This window comes from Salinibacterium sp. NK8237 (assembly GCF_015864955.1).
GTDB lineage: Bacteria > Actinomycetota > Actinomycetes > Actinomycetales > Microbacteriaceae > Rhodoglobus.
In genome coordinates this window covers 630,746-652,340 of sequence record NZ_JADYWE010000002.1, presented here as the reverse complement: position 1 = coordinate 652,340, position 21,595 = coordinate 630,746, and the positions used below count along the sequence as shown (strand labels likewise).

Here is a 21,595-nt window from a genome sequence, read left to right as displayed (position 1 = left end):
TGAAATCTGGTGTTCGTGAAGGGGGCTCGCTACGGGAGCGGCGGCAAGCTAATCGCGCCGGTTTCGAAGGTCTCGACGCGCACGATGTTCGGCCCCATGAAGCGGGAAGCCAGACTGGTGAAACCCTGCTTATCTGGGCCGGTCGCCTCGAAGGCGTGGCGAGCGGGTTCCGTGGAATCGCGCAGCAGATTGTGCGCAACCAGTGTGTTGTAGACGTCGTAGGCGGTTTCTTCCGCACTCGAGACGAGCGTGACATCCCGCCCCATCACATACTGAATCGCGGCAGAAATGTGCGGATAGTGGGTGCAGCCGAGCACGAGAGTGTCGACCTCGGCAGCCTTCAGCGGCGCCAAATACTCTTCGGCGACAGCAAGAACTTCTGGCCCGGTTGTGATGCCGGCTTCCACGAACTCCACAAAACGGGGGCAGGCCTGCGTGAACAATTCGATGCCGGATGCCGCAGCAAACGCATCTTCGTAAGCCCGCGACTTGATCGTGCCCTCGGTGCCAATCACTCCGACTCGACCATTGCGGGTCTGACGCACTGCCGCCCTCGTAGCGGGCTGGATCACTTCGACCACTTCAATGCCGCGCGCCTCGGTGTACCGCTCGCGGGCATCCCTCAGCATCGCAGCCGAGGCGGTGTTGCAGGCGATCACAAGTAACTTCACGCCGTCGTCGACGAGACGATCCATGATCTCAAGGGAGTAGCGACGCACATCGGCAATCGGCTTCGGGCCATAGGGCGAGTGCAGAGTGTCGCCCACATACAGAATCGATTCGTGCGGCAACTGGTCAATAATCGCTCGGGCTACGGTGAGGCCACCGACTCCGGAGTCGAAAACGCCAATAGGTGCATCAGTCACGTCTTCAATCGTAGTGGTGGATGCCCGAACACTCCCCGACAGCATTGAGGGACTGTCGCGTACTCTGGTCGGGTGAGTACCGCTCTACTAACTGACCAATACGAGCTCACCATGCTCGACGCCGCTATCGGCAGTGGCCGCCACGAACGCCAGTGCGTGTTCGAAGTGTTTGCCCGCCGCCTTCCCGACAGCCGTCGCTACGGCGTTGTTGCGGGAACCGGACGCCTTCTCGAACTCATCGAACAGTTCCGCTTTGGCGATGACGAACTCGCCTTCCTTTCGCGCAATGCCATTGTGAGCCCCACGACCGTCGATTGGCTCGCCAACTACCGGTTCACCGGCGATATCAGTGGGTACCGCGAGGGTGACGCGTACTTTCCCGGGTCCCCCGTGCTCACCGTTGAGGGCTCCTTCGCCGAAGCTGTGCTGCTGGAGACACTTGCGCTGAGCGTGCTGAATTACGACTCCGCTGTCGCGTCCGCTGCCGCGCGCATGGTGTCTGCCGCCGACGGGCGCCCCCTGGCGGAGATGGGGTCACGCCGCACCGGCGAACGCTCCGCCGTGGCATCCGCTCGCGCCGCCTATATTGCGGGATTCAGCGCCACGAGCAATCTGGAAGCAGGACGAAGCTGGGGCGTGCCCACGATGGGAACCGCAGCGCACTCGTTCACACTGCTGCACGACTCTGAAGAAGAAGCTTTTCAGGCACAGGTTGACGCGCTAGGCCCCTCGACCACGCTGCTTGTTGACACCTACGATGTCGAGAAGGCGGTCGAGCTGGCGGTGAAGGTCGCCGGGACCGAGTTGGGCGCTGTGCGCATCGACTCTGGTGACCTTGCCGTTCAAGTTGCGGCCGTTCGAGCCCAGTTGGATTCACTCGGGGCAACAAAAACACGCATCACTGTGACGAACGACCTCGACGAGCACGCGATTGCTGCACTGCGTGCCGCCCCCGTGGATTCATTCGGAGTCGGCACTTCCGTGGTGACCGGGTCCGGCTTCCCGGCCGCAGGCATGGTCTACAAGCTGGTGGCCCATCACAACGATGCGGGCGAGTGGGTCTCCGTTGCCAAGAAGTCGACCGCGAAGGCGACCATTGGCGGCCACAAGGCGGCAGTGCGCGCTCTCGACAATGGCGTCGCATCCATGGAATTGATCTATCAAGAGTCTGAAGGACGCCCGGATGTCGAGGGCCGAGATCTCAACGTTGCACTCATGACGGGCGGAACAGCCGATCAGCAATGGATCGGCGATAGCGGCACGCTTGCCGCGCGCGATCACTGCGAAACTGCCATGGCAGAACTGCCTCAGACTGCGTTCCGGTTGTCACGCGGAGAACCAGTGTTGCCCACGATCTACCGCTGAACGCAGCCGCCGACACACAGTTACCGCTTAGCGCAGCCGCTCAATCGCGCTGAAAAGCGGAAGCGCTAGCCCTTCATCTTTTCGTAGACTTCTTTGCACGTTGGGCAGACGGGGAACTTTTCGGGGTCACGGCCCGGAGTCCACAGCTTTCCGCACAGGGCACGAATCGGCTTGCCCGAGAGCGCCGATTCCATGATCTTGTTTTTGGGCGCGTAGTGCGAGAAGCGCTCGTGGTCGCCCTCTTCAACCTGCTCTTGGTTGAGCAGTTCTTCGAGTTCGCGGTCGAGCGTGTCGGTTCCGCCGCCAGTGATATCGGTGTCAGCCATAAATCGATTCTACTTCCGTCGCCACAAGCCGTGGTGGTTGCTTCCGCAAAGATGGCTTGAGATGTGCTGGGTCAGTTCTGTGAGGAGAGTGCGAGCAGTTCAGGGCCGCGGCGCACCATGATTCGTCCGCCCCAGTAGACACCGATGATGAGCACGACCAGACCGATGGCCAAGCCAACGATGAATGCAGCCCACTGTGGTTGCAGAGCGGTGAAGGGGTTGAAGAAGACGACTCCCAATACGGGCAGTCCGAATAGCACCGTGAATGCGAACGTGAACGATTGCACCGTGGCGGCGTTCGAGACGAGCGCTTGAGGTTGGATGAACGCCCCGTGCCCTGGCAGAGGTGCCGCATACGGGAATGCGGCCGAGCTGATGCTGGAAACGCCGAGACCCGCAAAGAGGAGGCAGAGGCTAAGCCCGATGAGGCCGGGTAGCGTTCCACCATTACCCACGATAAGAACCGTGAGGATGCTGCCGACGACAGCGAGCGGGATACCCACGAGCAGGTTGGGAACGATGCGCCCCCACCGGTCGTCGGAGCCACGAGTGTGGGCCGAGACGTGGGTCCAGAGTGCGGTGTTGTCGTGAGCTACGTCGTTGTGGGCACTCCAGCCGAGGAAGAGGCACATGACGGGCACGGGAATCCACGCGATTACGTCGGCTCCGATTCCGCCCACAAACAGAGCCGCAACCATTCCGATCGGGATGATCGGGATGGCAGCGAGCGCGACGAAGTAGCGTGCATCCCGAGCCCAGTAGCTGAGGCTTCGAGCAGCAATTGCACCCAATGGGGTTGACGGCATCAAGCGGAACCAGCCGAGGCCCGAACGATAGGTTTCGACGGCACTGCGCTCGGGACGAGAAAGAACATAGCCGACAAGGAAGTACCAGCAGACGGCAAGGAAAACGAGGAACGCAACCGCGATCGCAAGCTTGCCGACGACGTCGCTACTATCTCCCGCTGCTGCGGAGGCTGGCGCGCTGAAGGCAGCGCCGAGAGGCGTCCATTCCATTACGGCAGCAACCCGGCGAATTACCGGAAGCACTTGGGATTGGTAGTCGGCAAGGGCGAGCATTACGGCGATGGGCAGCGAGGCAATGACGAGGGTGATTGCGACAATGCCGAACCCTTCCCGCAAGCGTCGAGTGCTCAAGTATCGGGCGGCGATGAGGCTCGCCAACCGAGTCCCGACGACTGCTGTCACGAACACCACGATTCCCGAAACCACGGCGATGAGAGCCGATGCGGGATTTGCCGACCACGCAACGACTTGAGCGACAGCGAGCCCGGCGAGCATCACCGTGGGGATGCTGACGGCGCCAGCGAGCAGCAGGAGCAATGCGAGGCGGATGCGGCTGAGCGGCAGGTAAGAAAACCTGCGCGGGTCGATTGCGTCATCCGCGTTCCACCCGAGAGGCATCACGAGAAAGCCGAAGAGCACCGCGGAACCGAAAACCACGAGCGAAGCGCCCGCGACTTCCGGCGTGGTGTTGCGCAGGTCGGCAACAGCCGAAATCGCCATCACGAAGAGAACCGCGCTGTAGATCAGCACCAAACCCATTGCAGATGCTACGAGCGGGCCTCGACGAAAGGCATTCGCCAGGATGGTAAGTCTCAGTCGGAGAAACTGCTCAACCACTCGAGCCCTCCCCCGCTGGCGTTCTTGCCTGTCAGCTGCACGAAGCGGTCTTCGAGTGACATTCCGTTGCGGACTTCATCGATGGTTCCGTCGGCGAGCAGTCTGCCTTCGACGATGACGGCGACGTGGCTGCACACACGTTGTACGAGCTCCATGCGGTGGCTAGAAAGCAGCACAGTGCCTCCAGCATCGACGTACTGCTTAAGGATGCGGGTAACGGTTGCTGCAGAGACGGGGTCGACAGATTCGAATGGTTCGTCGAGCACGAGCAGGCGCGGTGAATGAATCATGGCGGCGGCAAGTGCCACCTTTTTGAGCATTCCTGAGGAGTAGTCGCTCACAAGTCGGCCCATGACATCGTCAAGCCCGAACGCTGTTGCGAGGTCTGCGGAACGCTTGCGTACTTCGGAGGCGTCGAGTCCGCGAAGCACGCCGGAGTAGTAGAGCAGTTGTGACCCAGTGAGGCGGTCAAAAATGCGTAGGCGGTCGGGCAGCACACCGATGGAGCGTTTTGCGATCTCCGGCGATTCCCAAATGTCGACCCCGTTGACGGTTGCGCTTCCGGAATCGGGGCGCAGTAGTCCGGTGATCATCGACAGCGTTGTGGTTTTGCCGGCGCCGTTGGGGCCCACAATTCCGTAGAAAACTCCGGCGCGCACGCTCAACCGAATGTCGTCTACGGCCACGGTGTCACCGAAGTCTTTTGACAATCCGCTGACTTCAAGAACAACGTCGCTGGATGTCGCGACAAGTCCGTGACCGAGGGTGGAGTCGACCGCAACCAGGGCGTCGCTCGCTGCCGCGGGTTCGGGTTCTGACTCCGTTGCGCTTTCGTCGGTGGGTTCCGCCTCGGCTGTTGCCACACGTTCTGGCGCGGGGGCCGTCGTTGCCGCCACCGCGGTGTCGAGCTCAGGTTCTGTGTCGTCGCTGGTGTTGCTCGTGGTCGCCGTAGCGGCAGCATCAGCATCAGCATCAGCATCAGCAGGCTCTGCCGCTGACTCTTCAGCGTTATCAGCCTCCGCTTTTTCAGTAGCGATCGGCTCAGGTTCATCACGCTCAGCCTCAGCTTTATCGGCTTCAGCGCGGTCCTTTGCAGCCTGCTCGGCTTCAGCGCGCTCCGCTTCAACAAGCACGGCTTCAGCACGTTCTGTCTCAGCACGCTCCGCTTCGGCAAATTCCGCTTCAGCACGTTCCGCTTCACGCTTGTCGTCTTCGGCTTTATCAGCGACAGCTTTCTCAGCCGCCGCTTTTTCAGCGGCTGCTTTCTCGGCTATCGCTTTTTTCTCGGCGGCCTCTGCCGCAGGCGCAGCGAACTGTGAGGCAAGCGCACGAAGGCGTGCGAGACCGGCGAGCACAGCATCCGGCTTCTCTTCAGCCACAACAGCTTCAGCAGGCTCAGCTTCAGCAGGCCCAGCAGGCTCAGCAGGCTCAGCAGGCTCAGCAGGCTCAGCTTCAGCATCGTCCACTGCCTCGTCGGCATCCTCTGCGATATCAGTGGAATCCGAAGCATCAACTACGTCAACGATGACGTCAGCAGTCACGGCATCCGTGGTGTCATCGGTGGTGTCATCGGTGCCAGCTGCGACGGCGGGAGCATCCATGGGAGCGTCCGCGTCGTGCGACTCAACGGCATTCGAGTCGAGCGCTGCAGGCTTCGTCAGCGTGGACGACGGCTCAACCGACGCAATCGACTCACCATTCTCACCATGCTCTGAACTCGTGGGCTCGGCGACAGCGGCCTTCGGCGCGACAGGCTTGGGCGCCGTCGGTTTCGGCGGTGTCGGCTTGGGAGATGTCGACTTGCGAGCGGCGGTGGTCCTCGCCGCAGAAGCATTAGCGGCACCGGACTTCGCAGTACCGGCTTTAGCGGCAGTCGGCTTCGCAGCACCAGCCTTGGCCGCACTGGGCTTAGCGTCGCTCGGCTTCGCAGCGGCGGCGCGTTTCGCCGCAGCCGGAGTTGGCTTAGCGCTGTCAGTCTTAGCTGCGGCACTCTTTACTGTCGCCGGCGACGGCTTCGGCGCAGTCGACGCCTCTGCACTAGGCGAATCACCGCTTGCGGCGGCAGTTTTCGTGCGGGCGGGGGTCGTGCGCGCGGCCGGTTTCTTGGCGGCGGGCTTACGAGTAGCAGAAGTTGCTGGCTTAGCGGTAGGCGATTTTGCTTGAGAACCACGGGCCGTAGCCGGCTTCCGGGTGCTGCTCGCGGGCTTCGTTACCGGCGTTTCAACAGACTTCGTGCCCTCGTCGGGTGTTTGGGCGTTTTCCACTGTCCAAACCTACCAATCAGATGCTCAGAGAATGAGCCTGCATCACAAATAGACAACAACCCTCCAAAATCGATGGAGTTCTCGGGCGACACAGCTAGCCTGACTATCGCACAAGGGTGTGTCGTTTTTTCCATTCTCGGGTTAACAGTAGGTAAATCATGAACCTTGAACCCGAGCCCCAGAACTACTGAGGAGACCACCATGACTACACAGGTCGTAATTTTAGCTGCCGGAATGGGCAGCCGTTTGGGCCGCTCGCTTCCGAAGCCCCTTACTGAGCTGAGCGATGGCCGCACCATCATGCAGCAGCAGTTTGACAACATCCGTCACGCTTTCGGCAACAACGCCAAGGTCACGATCGTTGTTGGCTACAAGCTCGAGCACATCATCGAAGCATTCCCTGAGGCATCGTTCGTCTACAACGAGCAGTACGACCAGACCAACACCTCGAAGAGCCTCATGCGTGCGCTGCAGGCATCCGCTCCTGGTGGAGTCCTCTGGATGAACGGAGACGTAGTCTTCGACCCCACCGCTCTTGAGCGTGCCGCGGCCATGGTTGCTCGCGACCAGTCGTTTGTCAGTGTCAACACCGCGAAGGTCTCTGACGAAGAAGTCAAGTACACGACCGACGCTGAGGGCTACATCAAGGAACTCTCGAAGACCGTCAAGGGCGGACTGGGCGAGGCCGTTGGAATCAACTACATTTCGCGCGACGCCAAGTCAACGCTCGTGCGCCACCTCAAGAGGGTTGGCGACCAGGACTACTTCGAGCGCGGCATCGAGCTCGCGATCGAAGAAGATCGTTTGCTTATCGAGCCCGTCGATATTTCTGACCTGTACGCCATCGAGGTGGACTTCGCTGAAGACCTCGAGCGCGCCAACCTCTTCGTCTAGCTAGCCGATTGGCTCGACTGAGCCTCATAGCCATCGCCCGCTTCGCACTCTGTGCGGAGCGGGCATTGCTGTGAAAAGAGAAGATTTTCTCACAGCGCAGCATGCGTGTGCCGCCGATTGGCAATTCGCCCGTTTACTATAGGGGCGTGGCGAACACAGCATTGGAGCGACCTACTTGGTCCCCCCTTACCCGATACCGCCGCACACTCTGGTTGCTCACCATGCGCGACCTTCGCGTGCGGTATTCCACCTCAGCTCTTGGCTACGTGTGGTCCGTTCTTGACCCCTTAGTCATGGCGGGCATCTATTGGTTCGTTTTCACCCAAGTCTTCGACAAAGCCGTAGGCGAACAGCCTTACATTGTGTTCCTCCTCGCTGCTCTGCTGCCGTGGATGTGGTTCAACGGCGCAGTGTCCGATGCCACGCGTGCCTATCTGCGCGAGGCCAAGCTCATCCGATCGACCAAAATTCCTCGCACCATCTGGGTTGCACGACTCGTGCTTTCCAAGGGAATCGAGTTCATCGCGAGCCTCCCCGTGCTCGCTTTCTTTGCCGTCGCTAGCGGTGCTGTTGTTCACTGGGAAGCCATCTATTTCATCCTCGGCATTCTGCTTCAGGCGATCCTCACGATGGGCGTCGGCCTGATTGTTGCGCCCCTCGTCGTGTTTTTCCGGGATCTTGAGCGCGCAACGAAGCTTGCTCTGCGCTTTCTGTTCTACGCCTCCCCCATCATTTATGGCATCCCTGATTTGGAAAAGCTTGGCATCGACGGCCTCGCCGCCTTCAATCCGCTCGCCGGCATTTTCTCGCTTTATCGTGCGGCGTTCTTCCCCGATCAACTTGACTGGTACGCGGTCGGCATTGGGGCGCTCATGAGCCTCATCCTGCTCGGCGTCGGGATCCTCGTCTTCACTCGTACCGAGCGTGCAGTGTTGAAGGAGATCTAATGAGCGACAATTACGTCATTCGGGTCGAAGACGCCGGCATCCGCTTTCGTCTCAACCGGCGCTCGCGCCGCAACTTCAAAGATCTCTTTGCCGGCCGTAAGCGCCGTGCCCGCGCCGACGAATTCTGGGCGCTGCGCAATGTCAGTTTCGATGTCACCGCCGGTGAGGCGATCGGTGTCGTTGGTCGAAACGGTCAAGGAAAATCCACACTGTTGAAGCTCGTGGCCGAAGTGATGCTTGCCGACGAAGGTGCTGTTCATGTAGGCGAGGGTGTTGCCCCGCTCATCGAAATCACGGGTGGATTCGTCGACGACTTGAGCGTGCGCGACAATGTGTACCTCACGGCGGGCCTGCACGGGATGACTAAGAGCGAGATCAACGAACGCTTCGATGAGATCATCGAGTTCGCCGAGATCAAACGCTTCATTGATACGCCCTATAAGCATCTTTCGAGCGGGATGCGCGTGCGCATCGCCTTTGCCGTAATCTCGCGCCTCGAAGAACCCATCATTTTGGTGGATGAGGTGCTCGCCGTTGGCGACAAGGCCTTCCGCGAAAAATGCTACCGCCGCATCGAAGAACTTTTGAAGGGCGGCCGCACGCTCTTCTTCGTCTCCCACAACGAGCGAGACCTGCGCCGCTTCTGCACTCGAGGCCTCTACCTCGACAAAGGCGAGCTCGTGCTCGACGGCCCCATCAACGATGTGCTCGCGCGCTACAACGAGGACTACGGCTCTTAACCGACCGACGATGCGCCAACGTCACGGTTGCTCAACAGCTGCCTAACTCCCGGGGTGCCGTCAGAGTCCTCCGGTACGCTTAAAACCATGGCTAAGAGCGAAGTGAGCACCTCCCATCCCATGGTCGTGCGCGGAATTGACCGGGTGCTCACCGTGCAGCGTCCTGTCGTGTTGGCTCACATCCGTAGCATCCGTCGCAGCAAGCCGCACGCGACTCCGGATGAGCTCATTGCCATTCTTGAGCGCCGCTACCTGGCCGCCGTCACCACCGGCGGCGCCCTCGTGGGGGCGAGTGCAGCCATCCCCGCCGTCGGCACAGGAACCTCGCTCGCGCTCTCGAGCGTTGAGACCGCCGGGTTCCTTGAGGCCAGCGCGCTCTTTGCTCAATCGATCACCGAAGTCCACGGCATTGTTGTGGACGACCCCGACCGTGCACGCGCCCTCGTCATGACGATGGTGCTCGGCACTGCTGGCAGCGATCTCGTGAAACAACTCGCCGCTCAAGCCAGCGGCGCGGGCGTCGCTCGCTCGGCGTACTGGGGCGAAACCCTCGCCAAAGGTTTGCCGACCACGCTCATGGGGCCGATTGCTGATCGCATCAAGCACACCTTCCTCAAGCGGTACGCCGCCGCTCAGGGCACGAACATCGTCGGGCGCCTCATGCCATTCGGCATTGGCGCCGTGATCGGTGGTGGCGGAAACAACATTTTGGGCCGGCAAATAATTCGCACAGCGCGCCACGGCTTCGGGCCAGCACCTGCAACCCTTCCATCGTGGCTTGAGCCGGTGATCGCGCTACCGAAAGCCCCCAAGACACCCAAAGTACGGGGTGAGCGCAAAAAAATTCCTGCGCTGCCCTCACTCCCCCACCTGCGCAAACGTCAAGGCTGGGTTGAGCTCGAGGACAACGATCAGCCCTAGGTCAGCTATTCGGGTGAGGGCGACTCGTCATCGTCATCTTCAAATGGATCCGCTTCGCTCGAACGCCGATCGCCAATGTGAATCTGGGCGTGACGGTGCCACAACGCGACCAACGACTCAACTGCCTCATGAAAACGTGCAGTCGCGGCGCCGGGACTCGTGTCACCGAAGTGACGCTCAGCCCAATAGCCGAGGCGCTCCTTCGCCTCAGTGTCGAACTGCACGCGCTCAGCGATCGAGAGGATGTCGCCAGCTTGATCGGCGCGCAACCACTCGCATGCTCCGAGGTAGCCGCCCTCATCGACGTCAGCGTGTTCCGAGAGGGGACGCGTGACGATGAGCGGCTTTCCGGTGGCGAGCCGGTCGTAGATCATTGCCGAAACGTCAGTGATCGCGACATCCGCCGCTACTAACTGCCAGCCCATTTCTTTGCCGTCGTCGTAGATATGCTGCAACGACGGGTCTGTTTCGTTTGCTTCCGCAATCGCGGCAATGATCGCAATGTTGGCACGTTTGTATTCGGGATCCACGACGCCGCTGCGCGGATGGGGGCGATAGATCAGTCTGTGCTTGTCGCTCGCCAGAATTGCTGTCGTTAGAGCAACGCCGTGACTGGCAATAGAGCCATAGGCAGCAGCCTCTCGGTCACCCTCCCACGTCGGGGCGTACAGCACGACGGTGCGGTTATCTGGAACGTACGGCAGTTCTCCAGCGAAGTGATCGGCTTGGGGACGGCCTATCGGAATTGCCTTCTTCTTGACGTCGAAATCCCACAGCTTGTAGCTCAGCCGATCCAGCGCAGCATCCCCGGCTACCAGGCTGAAATCGTAGGCCTTGAACTGGTTCGTGGTCATGTACATTTTGTCGCTCTCACCGTGGTTGATGAAAACGTGCCACATGTGGCCGTAGCGGAACATTTGAAAGTTTTTGGCGTTCTGGTTGACATAGAAGATGATCTTCAACGGCTGCTCGGCGACAAACTGCTCAAGCTCAGACACTCGACGCAAGTACACGGTCGGAACCGGCGCTTCATCCCACAGCGCCAGCACCGTACTCGGCGACCGCGCAATGATCGCTACCGGAAAGCTCTTCGAGAGCTCGGCCAGCGGGGCGTACCACTGCCGCATTTGGTAAAGATTGACCTTGGTATCAGCGAAGTAGACCGCGATGCTCACTGAACCAGGAACGGGCAACGGATGCGCGTCCACCAGACTCGCCACGCGACGCCGATTGCGGCGTGCGCGCAACATAGAGCGCACCACCTTGCGTGCGGTTGTGAAGTCTTTTAGTAGCGCCATGGTCACAATCAAATCATCGGAGGGTCGATTCAACGCCTCACCTGCTGCACCGTTATAGAGCCGATGCGGATCACACCGCAGGTGGTTGGACCGCGCTTTCGATAGTACCTGCCGTCTCATTGAAGGCTCCTACCCGGCGAGACCGCTGAGAACCGCATAGTTTTGGGGGTTATAGAGGTACGATTGATAGAATGACCGATTCTGATTCAACCGCACCGTCTGAAACCACCGAGACCGCGATTACTTTCTCCGACCTCGCTCTCAGCGATGCGGTATTGAAAGCGGTTCGCGACATTGGCTACGAGACGCCTTCGGCTATCCAAGCAGCCACTATTCCTACTCTTCTGGAAGGGCGCGACGTAGTCGGCCTGGCCCAGACCGGCACGGGAAAGACCGCAGCCTTCGCGCTGCCAATTCTCTCGCGCCTCGATGTTTCCCAGAGCAAGCCTCAAGCGCTCGTGCTCTCGCCCACCCGCGAACTCGCGTTGCAGGTGTGTGAGGCATTCGAGAAGTACGCCACCCACATGCGTGGCGTGCACGTGCTCCCCGTTTACGGTGGGCAGGCCTACGGCGTTCAGCTGTCGGCATTGCGCCGCGGCGTTCACGTTGTTGTCGGTACCCCCGGCCGCATCATGGACCACCTCGCCAAGGGCACGCTCGATCTTTCGGAGCTCAAGTACCTCGTTCTCGATGAGGCCGACGAAATGCTCAAAATGGGCTTCGCCGAAGACGTTGAGACGATCCTCGCCGACACCCCTGATGACAAACAGGTTGCCCTCTTCTCGGCCACGATGCCGGCACAGATCCGCCGCATCTCCAAGAAGTACCTGAACAACGCCGAAGAAATCACGGTCAAGTCGCAGACCACCACCTCGGCAAATACGACGCAGCGTTACCTCGTTGTCTCGTACCCCCAGAAGGTCGATGCGCTCACCCGCATCCTTGAGGTCGAAAACTTCGAGGGAATGATCGTCTTCGTTCGCACCAAGAGCGAGACCGAAAACTTGGCTGAGAAGCTGCGTGCGCGTGGCTACTCTGCCGCCGCCATCAGCGGTGACGTGGCTCAGGCTCAGCGCGAGCGCACCGTCAACCAGCTCAAGTCGGGCAAGCTCGACATCCTCGTAGCAACAGATGTTGCTGCTCGTGGACTCGACGTTGACCGCATCAGCCACGTCGTCAACTTCGACATTCCCGTTGACACCGAGTCGTACGTGCACCGCATTGGTCGCACGGGTCGCGCCGGTCGCAGTGGTTCGGCCATCAGCTTTGTCACTCCTCGCGAGCGTCGCCTGCTGACCGCCATCGAGAAGGCCACTCGCCAGCCGCTCACTCAGATGCAGCTTCCTTCGGTCGAAGACGTCAACTCCACGCGCCTCACTCGCTTCGATGACGCCATCACCGAGGCGCTCAACCAGCAGCCTCGCATTTCGGCATTCCGAGACATCATCGCGCACTACGTTGAGCACCACGACATTCCTGAGGCGGATGTTGCAGCCGCGCTTGCCGTTGTAGCCCAGGGCGAGACTCCCCTCTTGCTGTCGGCAGAAGAGGAACGCGCGCAGCGCTTCATCGAGCGCGATGACCGCAAGGCACGCAACGATCGTCCGGAACGTGGCGGAGAACGCGGTGGAGACCGTGGCGGAGACCGCCCCGAGCGTCGTCCCCGTTCCACCAAGCCGATGGCTGCCTACCGCATCGAGGTCGGCAAGCGTCACCGTGTTGAACCCCGTCAGATCGTTGGCGCTCTCGCCAACGAGGGTGGACTCAGCCGCGACGACTTCGGTCACATCCAGATTCGTCCCGACTTCTCGCTCGTCGAGCTGCCCGCCGACATGTCGAAAGACGTGTTGGAGCGCCTGCGCGACACTCGCATCAGCGGCAAGCTGATCGAGATCGCTCCCGACCGCAAGGCAAACGGCGGCGGAGCACGTGGCGGAGACGGCAAGTACCCCAGCCGTGATCGCTCATTCGAAGGTGGCGCTCGCGCTAACCGCGAACGTGAAGAATCGCGCGGCTACAACAACCGCGATTCTGCGCCGCGTGAGGATTCCGGTCGCGACAACTCATCACGCGAGAGTGGCAACCGTTACGAAGATCGTCCGACGCGCAAGCCTCGCACCAAGTACTAAATTCACACCAATGAACGGCGTTCTGCGAAAGCAGGGCGCCGTTCGTTCGTTAAGGTGAGCGAGGCGGACTAGATCACAGGCGGGCGACCGGCACGTGCCATCCGCACCACGGTTGCCCAACCGATGCTTCGGCGTCCACCGGGGTTCTCGCGCCAGCCAGCGAACCAGCCACTCCACCAGGCTCGCATGCCCACAGGGTTCTTTGCTGCGCGCAATACTTGAATTGCGGTCCAACTGGCCACATAGATGGGCACGAGCAGCACGGGCAGGTTTCGTTTGGCCAGCCACACCCGGTTTCGGGCGTTGAGCCTGTAGTAATAGCTGTGGCGAGCCGGATCGATTGCCGGATGATTCGCCACCAGATTTCCCGCGTACCACGCACGTTTTCCTGCGCCCCACACTCGCCACGCGAGCTCTATACCTTCGTGGGCATAGAAGTAGGGATCACCCCACCCACCGATCTCATCGAAGAGCGGACGCGGCATGAGAACCGCGCCTTCCCACGCTGAGAACACATCACTCGAATGCTGCGGATCACCCTTGCGAATACGCGGAATCCACCGGCGCGGATTCTCCTTGCCCTCAGCATCTTCGACCCGCGGCTGCAGCAACCCAATGCTCGGGTCGGCCTTCATGATCGCGATAGCGTCACTCAAGAAGGTCGGAGAGGGGATGCTGGCGTCGTCGTCGAGGAAGAAAATCCAGTCACCCTGCACGTGCTCGACGCCGCGATTGCGGCCAGCGGGGATGCCCAGGTTGGCGGGCAGATAAAGGCCGCGTACGGCATCCGGAAGCCCAGCAGGATTCCAGCCATTGCCCACGACGATGATGTCGAGTTCGACGCCCTGTTGCGCCTGCAGCGAGGCGAGTCCGCGCGCGAGGTCATCGGGGCGCTTTCCTTGACTGAGGGAAACAACGCCGATGCGGTGAATCATGAGCGAACGCGTTTAGACGCCATGATCGCTACGAAATGTCCGCCGAGGGCGAGTAGCGCCAGCGGCAACAGAATGAGCAGCACGGCGCGCTCTGCGGCCAACGCAGGCACGAAGAGCGCGATGATCGCGGTCACGAAGGCAACCATCGTAAGTTCTACCGAGTGGTACAGACGGTGGAATGGCACGAAACGAGCTAGGCGACGCAGTTTCGCGATAGCGCTATGGCTCGGCACCGCTTCCCCCTTGCGATCGCTGAGCTTCTCGAGCCCCGCATTAGCCCGGGCGACGTGCACCATGTCATTGAGCGCCTTGTTGAGCACAATGATGAGCGCAAGCGCAAAACCGGCAGTAGTCCAAGCAAAGTCAGCAGGGAAATCGAGCGGCCAGCCGGCGGCACGAATACCCAGGGCAATCGGGATGAGCGCCTCTGTGCTGTAGTGGCCGACCTTGTCGAGGAACACCCCGGCTGGAGAGCGTGTATTGCGCCAGCGAGCGACTTCGCCATCGCTGCAGTCGACGAGCATCTGCAGTTGACCCAGGATGAGGGCGAGAGCAGCACCGGTCATTCCGGGGATCAGCAGCGCGGCGGCGGTGAGCCAACCGGTAAGGATCATGAGTCCAGTGACACCGTTAGCGCTGATGGTCGTCTTGAGGAGCATCCAAGTCAGGTAGGGGGAAAGATCGCGCAGATACAGCGACGCCGTCCAATGTTCGGCATTTGCTCGCAATCGCACCTCGGGAGGTTGCGTAACTTCGCGCAACTGGGCAATGCTCTCAGGGCGCGCTGCGTGCTGCGGTGGTGTGTGAAGAGACACGATATTATCTTCCCGTTTGCGCAGTGATGTTTTTAGTGAGTTTCAGGAACCCGAGAATGAATCCACTGCCCCAGCCGAAATGAATACAGGGAAGCACAATCAGATACCAAAGACCTGATCTTAACCCGTCTTTGGCCCCGGCAACAGCGGCGGCGGCGATGACGAAGAGTGCGTAGACCGCTGGAGCAGCGTAAGAGACAGCCAACCAGCCTGTGCCGGTGATGCTCGCGATAATTCCGAGGATGAGACCGATGGCTGTTCCCAGCACAGCCAGCGGAGGCACAAAGTAGCGAGGCGAGTTCGCAGTGCCGAATCGACGAGCGAGTTCCCCGCGCCAAATACCGGTGGCGACGAACTGACGGACAAGGGTGCGCAGATTGGATCGTGGCCGGTAGAGGACTTCTAGCTGCGGCGTGAACCACACCGTGCCGCCGGTCGCGCGCAAACGACGGTTTAGCTCCCAGTCTTGACCACGCTTAATGTCTTCGTCGAAGAGGCCGACTTCGACAAGGCGTTCGCGCTGGAAGACGCCAAGGTAGGCGGTATCGGCAGGACCTTCTTTGCCGCCCGTGTGGTGCTGGGTGCCGCCGAGACCTTCCGGCGAGCCGTAGGCGTGGGCAACCGCCCGCTCGAATGGGGTGCGCCCCTGGGCTTTCATGATGCCGCCGACGTTATCGGCACCGGTGCGTTCGAGAGTGTCAACAGCAACGCGGGTGTAGTCCGTTGGCAGCACGGAGTGGGCATCTACCCGCACGACAATGGGGTAGGTCGACGCGCGGATGGCGGCGTTGAGGCCACCCGGAGTGGAACCAAGTTCATTGGGGATGTGACGTATGCGCGGATCGATCCGAGCCATTTCGTCAATGACGGCGTTTGTGCCATCGATACTCGGGCCCAACGCGAGCACAATCTCGAAGGGTCCCTCATAGTCCTGCGCGGTGAGACTGTCGACGGCCGCCTCGATATGTTCAACTTCGTTGAGCACAGGCATCACATACGACACACCAGTGAGGGCTTGAGCCTTCTTTGCCATGGGTTCCAATACGTCGGGCCGGTTTTGTCGGTCGAGCTTATCGCGTCCTGTGCACACTTCGGTGGTTACACACGTGTGCGGCGCCCCAGGCCGTTAGCCTGTGACGCCGCACACGGTAGTTGGCTCGTTTACTCGAGCGAACCAAGGGTTACATCAACGGAGTATCCCTTTCCGTCTCGCACATACGTCAGCGGCACTGTTTCGCCGGCGGCGTAGGCACGCACCTGAGCGGTGAGGTCCGTCTTGTTAGTGATGGGCAGACCATCGAAGCCGGTGACGATGTCACCAACCTCGAGTCCGGCTTCCTCGGCTGCACCGCCAGCGGAGACGTCAACGATGCTGGCACCAACAACTTCGGCGTCACTCTGGGCAGGGTCGTCGGTGACGTCGGCGACGGATGCTCCGAGGAGACCATGAGTTGCGGTTCCCGTTTCGAGAATCTCGTTCGCGACGCGGCTAGCGACATTCGACGGAATGGCGAAGCCGACACCGATGCTGCCTTCAGTGCCACCCGACGATGCGATCGCGACGTTGATTCCGATGAGTTCACCGTCAGAGTTCAGCAGTGCGCCACCGGAGTTTCCGGGGTTGATAGCGGCATCCGTCTGAATCACGGCAAGAGCTACCGAGGCCTGAGATGACGAGCTTTGCCCGCTACCCTGGCCGTCTTCACCGAAGAGGTCGAAGTTCCAGAGGTCTTGGTCGCCGCTGTCGTCAGGGGCTTCGGTGCTTGCCTCAGGATCTTCCGGCAGCGCCGAAGAAGCGATCGTGATGCTGCGGTTGAGGGCACTGACGATTCCGCTGGTGACCGTTCCTGAGAGGCCAAGAGGGGCGCCGATTGCGACGGTGCTGTCTCCCACGTTGAGTTCGCTGGAATCGGCGATCGTGATGTATGGCATGTCACTGACATCGTCGATGTGGATAACCGCGATGTCTGAGATCGCGTCGAAGCCGATGACAGTCGCAGAAAGGAGGCGTCCATCGTCAGTGGTCACGGTGACTGTTGGGTCAGAGACTTCGCCATCGAGAGTGACAACGTGGGCATTGGTGATGACGTTGCCGTCTTCGCTAATGATCACGCCGGATCCGCTTCCGCCAGCGTTTTCGCCGGTGACGTTGATCGTGACGATCGCGGGAGCTGCAGTAGCGACCACTGAGGTAACGAGTGTTGCGTTACCGGGATCGTTGACGGTGATGGAAGCCGGGCTTGCCGTGCCGCTCACGGCGGAGGTTGCTTGGTTTCCCAGAGCCCAGAGTGTGACGCCTGCTCCGGATGCACCGCCGAGGAGCGCGACGATGGCGAATCCGGCGACGAGGCCGAGTGTCATGCGAGGCCTCTTTTTGGAAGAGGTGGGCTCGGCAGCTGCCGCCGCCGGTACTGCTGCGGGACCGAAGCTTGCGCCGGGGTTCGACCCAAGAGCGGCTGGAGCTGCGTGTGCCTGCACCGTGGGCGCTGTTGTTGCCTGTGCCGTGGGCCCTGCGGTGGTTTCTGATGCTGCAGCGTTCGCGGCGATCGCTGTGCCTGCAACAGGCGGGGTTTCCACCGGAGCGACACCGGGTGCGGCTTCGGTGGAAGAAGTCTGGGTGGGCGTGCTGTCGACGCCAGCGGACATATCCGCGGTGTTCGCTGCTACTGCCGTTTCTGCAGCGTCGGCTGCGACGGGAGTCGCCTCAGCCTGAGCTGCTGTCTCGGGGGTGCTGGCTAGGGTGCTGCTCTCTTGGGGTGCTACATCTTCGGGTGTTGCACCTTCGGGTGTTACATCGGGGGTGGGTTCTTCGGGGACCTGAGTCATGGTGTGCTCCTTTCAGCGATGCAAGCTTCCATCGCTAACCTGTGCATTCTATTTAGGTCTGCTGTGGGTGGGCTGCGCGGTTGACACGAGTTGGGTTCGCTGCGGCCCAGATGCTCTCTTTTTGTGCGGGTTTTGTATTTATTCAGTTTCATGGGATCGCTTCCATGAAAACTCTTGACAGCGAATCCGAGCATATCTAGTCTTATGAAACGTTCATGGGAGCGCTTCCATGAAATTGGTTATGAAGCGCTCCCACCCCCTGATACACGTCCACAAAGGAGTGCCGTGAGTTCACGACGCGCAATAACAGCCACGATCGCAGGTGCCGCAATCTTCACGATGGCCGTTTCCGGATGCACCGCATCCGGTGGCGGTTCTGACGATGGAAAGATCACCCTCTCGATCACCACGTTCGGCACCATGGGTGTCGATGCGAATTACGACAAGTACATGGAAGAACACCCGAATATCGTTATCGAGGCGACGAACCTCGAGGGTGGCGGCGCCGCCCGCGACGACGCCTACGCCAAGATTGCCGCCGGCACCGGCCTCAGCGACGTCGTCGCGATCGAAGAAGGCTGGCTCAGCACGATTCAGGAAGTCAGCGGATCCTTTGTCGACCTGCGCGACTACGGCATCGAAGATGTCAAGAGCGATTGGCTCGACTGGAAATACGAGCAGGGAACGGATGCCGATGGCCGCGTCATCGGCGCCGGTCTCGACATCGGCCCGCAGGGCATCTGCTACCGCGGCGACCTCTTTGAGGCAGCAGGCCTGCCGAGCGAACGGAGCGAAGTTGCCGAGTACTTCGGTGGCGAAGACGCCAGCTGGGATCGCTTCTTCGAAGTCGGCAATGAATACGTTGAAGCCAGTGAAAAAGCGTTTTACCACAGCCCCCGATTCTTCTGGAATTCATTCGTGAACCAGCAGGCTGAGGGCTACTACAAGGCCGACGGCGAAACGTTGAACATCGAGGGCAACACCGCCCTGAAGAACCAACTCGCCAAGATCGTCGACGCAGAAAACGCCGGTCTCGGTGCTGGCCTGCCCGGCTGGGATGTTGGACCGCAGGCCAAGGCTGGCGACTTCGCTACCTATATGTGCCCGAGTTGGATGCTAGGAATTGTGCAGGGCTACTACGACGAAGGAACTACCGACAGTGGTTGGGACTTTGCCGACGTACTCCCCGGCGGTGCAGCTAACTGGGGCGGTGCCTTCCTGGGTGTCTCCGAATCATCCGAGCACAAAGAGGAGGCAGCAGCTCTCGCGCTCTGGCTCGCTGCACCCGAACAGCAGGCCGCAGCCTTTGAAGTTGCCGGACCGTTCCCGAGCACGATCGAGGGTCAAGCCCTCGTAGCCGACTCGACTAACGCGTTCTTCAACGACGCCCCCGTCGGTGAGATCTTCAGTGCTCGCTCCGAAGGTGTCATCGCTCAGGTAAAGGGACCGGAGGACTCCAACATCCAAGACAACGTCTTCGGTCCAGTCTTTGACCGCATCGGCCAGGGCGAAATCACCGACGGTGACGCCGCCTGGGATGAAGCGATGGTGTTGCTCAATCAGTTGGTCGGCTAGCACGCGCTCAACCTGAATTGTTGGTGGGTGGCCGAGGACTGCAAATTCCTCGACCGCCCACTATCCCCCACGCCCCTCGACGCGGATTGGCCGATCGATGTCCAGCACCAGCACGACCAGCAGAACGGTCACCCAGCGCATGAGCCCGAAGTCTCGCTCTGTGCTTACGTTTCGGCAGAAGTTGTCGAATTTCGACTACAAGGTGTCGCCGTTTCTCTACATCGCGCCTTTCTTCATCCTGTTTGCCCTCATCGGCATTTTTCCCATCGTTTACACGCTCAACGTGTCGCTCTACGACTGGCACCTCCTCAAAGGGCAGGGCGACTTCGTCGGGCTAGCGAACTACCAATCGGTGCTGTCTGACCCGTTCTTCTGGAACGCCTTCGGCAACACCGTCAGTATCTTCCTGTTGTCAGCGCTCCCCCAGCTGGTGTTCGCCACCGTCATCGCGGCGCTGCTCGACCAGACGCTGCGCGGCAAGACCTTCTGGCGCATGAGTATACTGCTGCCCTACATCGTGGCTCCCGTCGCCGTCGCCGTAATCTTCGCGCAAATCTTTAACCAGTACACGGGCCCCGTTGCTGGCCTCCTCGATCTCTTCGGACTCGACCCGATTCGCTGGGCATTTGATGTGCTTCCTTCGCACATTGCGATCGCGAGTATGGTCAACTGGCGCTGGACCGGCTACAACGCACTCATCCTGCTCGCCGCCATGCAAGCGATTCCGCGGGATGTCTATGAGTCGGCTGCCCTCGACGGCGCTAACAAGATCCGGCGCTTTTGGTCGATCACCATTCCGATGATTCGGCCAACGCTCATTTTCGTCGTGATCACCGCGACCATCGGTGGCCTCCAGATTTTCACCGAACCCAAATTGTTTGACGGACGTACCAACGGTGGCGGAAGCCGCCAGTTTCAAACGATCGTGCTCTACCTCTATGAGCTTGCGTTCCCTCGTCGTGACTTCGGGCGGGCCGCAGCGACCGCATGGATTCTGTTCATCATCATCATTCTCGCGGGGCTCATCAACTACGCGATTACCCGCGCTATTCGCACCAACGACGTCAGGCCGGTGAAAGTCGCCAAACCACGACCTCACGTCGCGACGACATACAACGGAGGCCGCAAATGAGCGCCCTGAGTGAAAGACTGCGCCCGGCAACTCCCGAACGGTTTGCCGAACGCCGCGCACGTCGCCGCTCCACCTACGAACGGCCCGGAGTGCTCACCTACGCACTACTCGCCGCATTCTTCGCAGGCTCGGCCTTCCCCCTCTGGTGGTCGTTCGTGATCGGCAGCCGCCAGTCGTCCGACACCAACCTCGTGCCCCCGGCCGTTGTTCCCGGCGGCAACTTTCTCGCGAACGCCTCCGAAGTGTTTGCGACCGTGCCGTTCTTCCAAGCGCTCATCAATAGCGTCATCATCTCCACCGCGATCGCGGCATCCGTCGTCTTCTTCTCGACGCTTGCCGGCTATTCATTCGCCAAACTTCGCTTCCGCGGGCGCAATGGACTACTGGTCGGAGTGATCGCGACGATGGCGATTCCGACCCAACTCGGCATCATCCCGCTCTTCATGCTGATGGCGCACTGGCACTGGATCGGCACCTTGCAGGCCGTTATCGTGCCCGGAATGGTCACCGCCTTTGGGGTGTTTTTCATGCGCCAATATCTCGTTGACGTGATTCCTGACGAGCTCATCGAAGCGGCCCGGATGGATGGGGCAAATATGTGGGGCACGTTCTGGAACGTGGCTATCCCGGCCGCAAAACCGGCGATGGCCGTGCTCGGGCTCTTCAGCTTCATGGCCGCCTGGACCGACTTCTTGTGGCCCTTGCTGGTGCTTGGCCCGACAAACCCCAGCGTGCAAACTGCTCTCGCGGCGCTCAGCGCGAGCGGCGGCCAAACGCCAGACAACTCGCTGGTTCTCACCGGCGCCGTTCTTTCGGTTGTGCCGCTGCTGATCTTGTTCGTCATCGCGGGCCGCCAGCTCATCGCCGGCATCATGCAGGGCGCCGTTAAGGGCTAACCCGGGCACCCACATCCCGCACT

18 protein-coding genes are annotated in these 21,595 nt (G+C 60.6%); 9 read left to right on the top strand and 9 right to left on the bottom strand.

Annotation, left to right across the window (positions count from 1 at the left end):
* Positions 1-29: 29 nt before the first annotated feature.
* The gene (murI, locus tag I6E56_RS13415; protein ID WP_197138986.1) at positions 30-866 is read right to left on the bottom strand and encodes a glutamate racemase; all 837 of its coding nucleotides are present in this window, start codon (positions 864-866) and stop codon (positions 30-32) included.
* A 111-nt stretch (positions 867-977) separates the two neighbouring features.
* On the opposite strand from murI, the gene I6E56_RS13410 reads away from it, so the two are divergent.
* The gene (locus tag I6E56_RS13410; RefSeq protein ID WP_197139061.1) at positions 978-2,231 is read left to right on the top strand and encodes a nicotinate phosphoribosyltransferase; all 1,254 of its coding nucleotides are present in this window, start codon (positions 978-980) and stop codon (positions 2,229-2,231) included.
* Positions 2,232-2,296: 65 nt separating this feature from the next.
* On the opposite strand, the gene I6E56_RS13405 is transcribed toward I6E56_RS13410, so the two are convergent.
* The 3 genes from I6E56_RS13405 to I6E56_RS13395 all read right to left on the bottom strand — a co-directional run bounded on the left by I6E56_RS13405 (position 2,297) and on the right by I6E56_RS13395 (position 6,464).
* On the bottom strand, positions 2,297-2,557 hold the full coding sequence (locus tag I6E56_RS13405; protein WP_197138985.1) for a DUF3039 domain-containing protein: 261 nt from the start codon (positions 2,555-2,557) through the stop codon (positions 2,297-2,299).
* A gap of 71 nt (positions 2,558-2,628) precedes the next feature.
* The gene (locus tag I6E56_RS13400; protein ID WP_197138984.1) at positions 2,629-4,122 is read right to left on the bottom strand and encodes a hypothetical protein; all 1,494 of its coding nucleotides are present in this window, start codon (positions 4,120-4,122) and stop codon (positions 2,629-2,631) included.
* A gap of 53 nt (positions 4,123-4,175) precedes the next feature.
* Entirely contained in the window at positions 4,176-6,464 is a 2,289-nt protein-coding gene (locus I6E56_RS13395) for an ATP-binding cassette domain-containing protein (RefSeq protein WP_307842864.1), read from the bottom strand.
* Positions 6,465-6,665: 201 nt separating this feature from the next.
* Here I6E56_RS13395 and I6E56_RS13390 point away from each other — a divergent pair, with 201 nt between their 5' ends.
* The 4 genes from I6E56_RS13390 to I6E56_RS13375 all read left to right on the top strand — a co-directional run bounded on the left by I6E56_RS13390 (position 6,666) and on the right by I6E56_RS13375 (position 9,966).
* Complete coding sequence (locus I6E56_RS13390; protein ID WP_197138983.1) at positions 6,666-7,358, top strand: NTP transferase domain-containing protein; 693 nt, start codon at positions 6,666-6,668, stop codon at positions 7,356-7,358.
* Positions 7,359-7,504: 146 nt separating this feature from the next.
* Positions 7,505-8,305, top strand: a complete 801-nt coding sequence (locus tag I6E56_RS13385; RefSeq protein WP_307842862.1) for an ABC transporter permease — start codon at positions 7,505-7,507, stop codon at positions 8,303-8,305.
* A complete protein-coding gene (locus I6E56_RS13380; protein ID WP_197138982.1) occupies positions 8,305-9,045 on the top strand; it encodes an ABC transporter ATP-binding protein in 741 nt (246 codons plus the stop codon). Before I6E56_RS13385 ends, I6E56_RS13380 begins: the two co-directional genes overlap by 1 nt.
* 87 nt (positions 9,046-9,132) lie before the next feature.
* A complete protein-coding gene (locus tag I6E56_RS13375) occupies positions 9,133-9,966 on the top strand; it encodes a hypothetical protein (RefSeq protein ID WP_231606633.1) in 834 nt (277 codons plus the stop codon).
* A gap of 5 nt (positions 9,967-9,971) precedes the next feature.
* On the opposite strand, the gene I6E56_RS13370 is transcribed toward I6E56_RS13375, so the two are convergent.
* Positions 9,972-11,384 (bottom strand): CDP-glycerol glycerophosphotransferase family protein, encoded by a 1,413-nt coding sequence (locus I6E56_RS13370; RefSeq protein ID WP_231606632.1) that lies wholly within the window; start codon positions 11,382-11,384, stop codon positions 9,972-9,974.
* Between the two features lie 71 nt (positions 11,385-11,455).
* Here I6E56_RS13370 and I6E56_RS13365 point away from each other — a divergent pair, with 71 nt between their 5' ends.
* Positions 11,456-13,393, top strand: a complete 1,938-nt coding sequence (locus I6E56_RS13365) for a DEAD/DEAH box helicase (RefSeq protein ID WP_197138981.1) — start codon at positions 11,456-11,458, stop codon at positions 13,391-13,393.
* A 68-nt stretch (positions 13,394-13,461) separates the two neighbouring features.
* Here I6E56_RS13365 and I6E56_RS13360 read toward each other — a convergent pair whose 3' ends face one another.
* The 4 genes from I6E56_RS13360 to I6E56_RS13345 all read right to left on the bottom strand — a co-directional run bounded on the left by I6E56_RS13360 (position 13,462) and on the right by I6E56_RS13345 (position 17,969).
* Complete coding sequence (locus tag I6E56_RS13360) at positions 13,462-14,328, bottom strand: glycosyltransferase family 2 protein (RefSeq protein WP_197138980.1); 867 nt, start codon at positions 14,326-14,328, stop codon at positions 13,462-13,464.
* Entirely contained in the window at positions 14,325-15,143 is an 819-nt protein-coding gene (locus I6E56_RS13355; RefSeq protein ID WP_197138979.1) for a CDP-alcohol phosphatidyltransferase family protein, read from the bottom strand. The genes I6E56_RS13360 and I6E56_RS13355 overlap by 4 nt, the downstream gene beginning before the upstream one ends.
* A 4-nt stretch (positions 15,144-15,147) precedes the next feature.
* Positions 15,148-16,176 carry a glycosyltransferase family 2 protein gene (locus I6E56_RS13350; RefSeq protein WP_197138978.1) on the bottom strand — a complete coding sequence of 343 codons (1,029 nt, stop codon included), beginning with the start codon at positions 16,174-16,176 and terminating at the stop codon, positions 15,148-15,150.
* Between the two features lie 128 nt (positions 16,177-16,304).
* Positions 16,305-17,969, bottom strand: a complete 1,665-nt coding sequence (locus I6E56_RS13345) for a trypsin-like peptidase domain-containing protein (protein ID WP_231606631.1) — start codon at positions 17,967-17,969, stop codon at positions 16,305-16,307.
* Positions 17,970-18,254: 285 nt separating this feature from the next.
* On the opposite strand from I6E56_RS13345, the gene I6E56_RS13340 reads away from it, so the two are divergent.
* The 3 genes from I6E56_RS13340 (at position 18,255) to I6E56_RS13330 (ending at position 21,572) form a co-directional block, all read left to right on the top strand.
* Positions 18,255-19,544, top strand: coding sequence for an extracellular solute-binding protein (locus tag I6E56_RS13340; protein WP_307842861.1), 1,290 nt, complete (start codon positions 18,255-18,257; stop codon positions 19,542-19,544).
* Positions 19,545-19,641: 97 nt separating this feature from the next.
* On the top strand, positions 19,642-20,676 hold the full coding sequence (locus tag I6E56_RS13335; RefSeq protein ID WP_197138977.1) for a carbohydrate ABC transporter permease: 1,035 nt from the start codon (positions 19,642-19,644) through the stop codon (positions 20,674-20,676).
* Positions 20,673-21,572, top strand: a complete 900-nt coding sequence (locus I6E56_RS13330) for a carbohydrate ABC transporter permease (protein ID WP_197138976.1) — start codon at positions 20,673-20,675, stop codon at positions 21,570-21,572. The genes I6E56_RS13335 and I6E56_RS13330 overlap by 4 nt, the downstream gene beginning before the upstream one ends.
* Positions 21,573-21,595: the final 23 nt, after the last annotated feature.